Origin of the sequence: Victivallis lenta, assembly GCF_009695545.1 — a bacterium.
GTDB classification, from domain to species: domain Bacteria; phylum Verrucomicrobiota; class Lentisphaeria; order Victivallales; family Victivallaceae; genus Victivallis; species Victivallis lenta.
Window position 1 is genome coordinate 1 of record NZ_VUNS01000062.1, and the last position, 4,141, is coordinate 4,141.

Genomic DNA, 4,141 nt, shown 5'->3' on the forward strand with positions numbered 1-4,141 from the left:
TCGACTACTTCGGCTTCCGCTGCTACGACCCCGACCTCGGCCGCTTCCTCACCCGCGACCCCTCCGGCTACCCCGACGGCCCGAATAACTACCTGTATTGCATGAACAGCCCGGTCAATAAGATTGATCCTTTGGGGTTGGAAAGTTCATTGTGGGATGATATTAGGACAACATTTTCAAGTCTGGAGGGATATGCCAGTGTTGCTGCCGGCTTTTATCAAGGGGTGGGGCATGGAGCTAAAAATATTGCGGTGGGGGTGGGAGAAGCAGTTGTTCAAGCAGGGGCCAATGCAGTTGACACAGTGGGTGCCGCATATGAAATAGGTCAGCGATCTCAGGCCGAATTTATAGAGAGCATTACTGGCAAGCCGCAGCAAGTTCAGCGTGTGGAGGCCGTTGGTAACCTTGGGCAATCGGTGGAGCGAGGAACACTTAACACCGCGAAGTACTACTGGGATACTTCTGCCAATATAGCCACTGCTGGAATCTATGATCAGGTTATGACTGCCACAGATATGGCAAAAGGTGACATATCGGTGGAAGAAGGATCAAAGCGAGTTGGAGTAGGTGGTGTATTTCAAGCAGGAGGAGCAGCTTTAAGTTATTTGCGACGTGGGAAGCTTGGGAGTTCACAGGAAAATACTACACAAACAGCGGTAGAAACGACTAAAGCAAATAATAGACCCACGAAGCCAGGAAAAGATATTGTAGGTACTGAACACAGTGCGATGCGTCCAACTCAAGATTCTATACATCCGGACAGGGTTGTATATTATGAACAATTAATAGATCAAGGTGTCGAGTTAAAACCCATCCAGGTGACTACCAATTCTGATGGAGGAATATCCATTCTTGATGGTCATCATCGATATGTTGCATCTCAAAGAAAAGGAGTTCCTATCAGAACTTATGAGGAAAGTCCTAATGGACCTAGAGGAATGGATAATTGGAAAGACATTGTATATGAAAAATTTGAGATTGATGAGTAATGTCTTTCTTGATGATACTGAGTATTGAATTTATTGTTGTTGATTTTGATAAGGGTTTGAAGTATGGGAATTGAATCGCTAGTTTTATATTACCGGCCTGATGATGATAATGAAATAGAATATATATTAAAAGATAGTAATATAAAATTACAACAAAATAGCCAATATGATGGTCAATTTATTTTTACTGATAATAAATCCTACTGGATGGATATCATGGTTGAGATGAATACTCAACTGAAGTGTCGGATATTTTGTATTCGAATTGCTTTATGTAATCCTCCGACTGTCTTAAATAAATTATTAGAGTTATTTGTTTATTTAAAAAATATATATGGCGGATGTATTTATTTCTTTCCCAAAGGTAAAAAAACTCGAAAATTGACAAAAATAAATACATTAGAAGAGCAAGCTGAACTTATAGCATATTATGAAGTAAGAAAGCGAGAATTTCAAGAATATTTTGGTTGCTTTTCGGCTGCTATTAGTGCCGATAGTGTATTTTCATATATTCATAGTAAAAACGATAAAGAAAAAAATAAATAAATGTAGTTATAAAATTTCAGGAGGATCATTGAAAAGACGAAAAATGGCAATACGGTGAGTTACCTTTACGACGGTGATATGCCGACTCAGGAGCGTGACATCGAAATACGATGTCATGTTCCTGTCTTACTTTAGAATATTTCTGAAGTAAGATTCATACCAGCGGCTTCAGCACCTTCGCCAGCGGCCCGTTTTTCTTTGCAAGGCGACAGCGGCCGATCAGCTCGTTTGAAATCAATGTGGCGTGCAGGACCTCGTCGATATAAATCGAAGCGAGCACAGCTCCATTCAGCCGGAACCATCGAACGGCGATCTGATCCTTTGACTTCGGAATGACAAACTTCTTCTCCGCGACGAACTCCGCTGCGTTTTCATTGTATGTTTCATCTGTCTCGCCCGCTTCCGGTGCGGAATCCAGATTGTAAAGCCATACTTCCGATAAAATTCGGTTCTCCTTCATCAGACAAGCCCGCGCCGCCTTTCCCTCCGCACTGACACACACCATATACGACGGATTCAGCGACTCTCTGCAGGCAAATGCAAATTCCATGACCATTCTCCTTGTTGGACGTTATTTAATTAATATATCATATATATTGAATTTATTTCTTGATACAGAAAAATACAAGAAGAATATTGTAAAAAAATAAATAATTAATTATTGACTATTCGGAGATTTTTCGCCATATTGTCCCCCGGTTTTCACAACCGTCGGCTTGAAAAGACGGAAAACGGCGATACGGTAAGTTATCTCTACGACGGCGGCGTGTCGGTGCAGGAGTATGACGCCGAGGGTTCTTTGAAAACTTATCTGGTGCGTGCCGGCGGCTACGGCGGCGGCATCGGCGACGTGGTTTACACGGAAAATGCGGACGGAACCGGGCGTGAATACTTCCTGTACAACGCGACGGGAACGACCAGCGCGCTGACCGATGACGACGGCGCGGTGACGAGCACGAGCTGCTACACGGCCTGGGGAATCGAAACCGCGACCGTCGGAACCTCCGAAAACGTCCGTAAGTTCAGCACGAAAGAACGCAGCGAACTGCTTGGAATCGACTACTTCGGCTTCCGCTGCTACGACCCCGACCTCGGCCGCTTCCTCACCCGCGACCCCTCTGGCTACCCCGACGGCCCGAATAACTACCTGTATTGCATGAACAGCCCGGTCAATAAGATTGACCCACTGGGGTTAGATAGTCTCGCAGTAATAGAACATATATTTATGATCTATGGAGCTCAGAAAGTTAGAGAAGTTTCCGACTCAACTAGTAATCCACTTATTGGTGGAATAACTGATTTCATGCACTCCAACCTAGTCAATTCACTTGAAATGTCCAAACCGGTTCCTTTGAAGGTTATTGATGCCGCTATTTCCGCAAAACAGCACTATGATATAGCGGAGGCAACAGGTGGCGATTCCGCCTGTTCTAATGTTCTTTATGCCACTGGAATGGTTACCAATGAACAATTACCCATATTTAAAGGCTTTGTGGAAGCTTATGATGGAAAATCATACAGCTCGGGAGATTTTAATCGCAACTTGCAACCACTTGAAAGAGCAGGACGAGCTTCGGAAGGTTTAGCGGCAGCAGCATCTACGGCGGCGACAAGCATAGGAGTAACTAGAGGCATAGTTGGTAATAGAAGCAATCCTGTGGGTGAACAGAGCAAGACTGCTGTTGAATCAACAAAATCAACTATAAAAAGTGAGTCTATTCCTGAAAAAGCTAGGTGGGTTGCTGAGTATGTGAAAGAAAATAATGGGAAACCGCCCGAAGGGTATGTGGGAGGACGAACTTTCAAGAATAAGGAAGGGAAACTGCCTCAAGGGAATTATAGGGAATATGATGTTGATGCTCGGCCCTTAAAGGATTCAGGGAAGACACGTAATAAAGAACGCATTGTCATTGATCAAGATAATGGAACGGTGTGGTATACTGATGATCACTACGATACTTTTAAGAAACAGGAGAAATAGTATGTCAGAAATACACTTTTTTGAAAACTCTCTCATTGTTGAGGAGCACATGTTTTTAGGATTTATTCAAGCAGGGGATATGAACAAGAGAGAATATCTTGAAACTTTAAAAAAAGCATTTAACATTCCTGATTACTTTAGTTATAATTGGGATGCGTTAGATGAATGCTTAAGTGATTTGGATTGGGACGATATGGATAAGAGAAGATGTTGTTTAGTACTTTATAGTTTGCCAGCAGAGAATAAAGATTGTTCTATACTGAAAGAGATATTGGAAAGTCCAGAAATAAAGGTAGAAAAGGTATTCATACATAGTGAGTTGAAAGATAGATGGATGAGAATATAAGGGAGAACGGGTTGCCGTGATTAAAAAGGTAAATGGGCTCAGTCTTTGCGATATGATGGATGATTTGTTGGCCGCTGTATTGAACAGAACCTGGTCTGAAGCAGGTGCGGGCGACTGCCCCTCCAATAGTCAGAGCGGCCAGCCAGTACACAGCGCAGTACACGCTTGACGCGGCGGGAATCCGCACAGCGGTGATCGAAACCGGGGTGAACCGTGCGAACCGGGTGCTTGCGTTTGAGTACGACGACCTGTACCAGTTGACCCGCGAGGCGGATTCGC

Annotated in this window: 5 protein-coding genes; 4 read left to right on the forward strand and 1 reads right to left on the reverse strand. The window is 43.6% G+C overall.

Going from position 1 to position 4,141, the window contains the following annotated elements:
* Both FYJ85_RS22670 and FYJ85_RS22675 read left to right on the forward strand, forming a co-directional pair.
* On the forward strand, positions 1-989 hold a 989-nt coding region (locus FYJ85_RS22670), incomplete at its 5' end, for an RHS repeat-associated core domain-containing protein (protein ID WP_206213422.1).
* 63 nt (positions 990-1,052) lie between these two features.
* Positions 1,053-1,535, forward strand: a complete 483-nt coding sequence (locus FYJ85_RS22675; protein WP_154420960.1) for a hypothetical protein — start codon at positions 1,053-1,055, stop codon at positions 1,533-1,535.
* A gap of 154 nt (positions 1,536-1,689) precedes the next feature.
* On the opposite strand, the gene FYJ85_RS22680 is transcribed toward FYJ85_RS22675, so the two are convergent.
* On the reverse strand, positions 1,690-2,085 hold the full coding sequence (locus tag FYJ85_RS22680) for a hypothetical protein (RefSeq protein WP_106052162.1): 396 nt from the start codon (positions 2,083-2,085) through the stop codon (positions 1,690-1,692).
* Positions 2,086-2,223: 138 nt separating this feature from the next.
* On the opposite strand from FYJ85_RS22680, the gene FYJ85_RS22685 reads away from it, so the two are divergent.
* Together FYJ85_RS22685 and FYJ85_RS22690 are read left to right on the forward strand one after the other, a co-directional pair.
* Positions 2,224-3,516 (forward strand): RHS repeat-associated core domain-containing protein, encoded by a 1,293-nt coding sequence (locus FYJ85_RS22685; protein ID WP_206213423.1) that lies wholly within the window; start codon positions 2,224-2,226, stop codon positions 3,514-3,516.
* A 1-nt stretch (position 3,517) separates the two neighbouring features.
* Positions 3,518-3,862 carry a barstar family protein gene (locus FYJ85_RS22690; protein WP_206213424.1) on the forward strand — a complete coding sequence of 115 codons (345 nt, stop codon included), beginning with the start codon at positions 3,518-3,520 and terminating at the stop codon, positions 3,860-3,862.
* Positions 3,863-4,141: the final 279 nt, after the last annotated feature.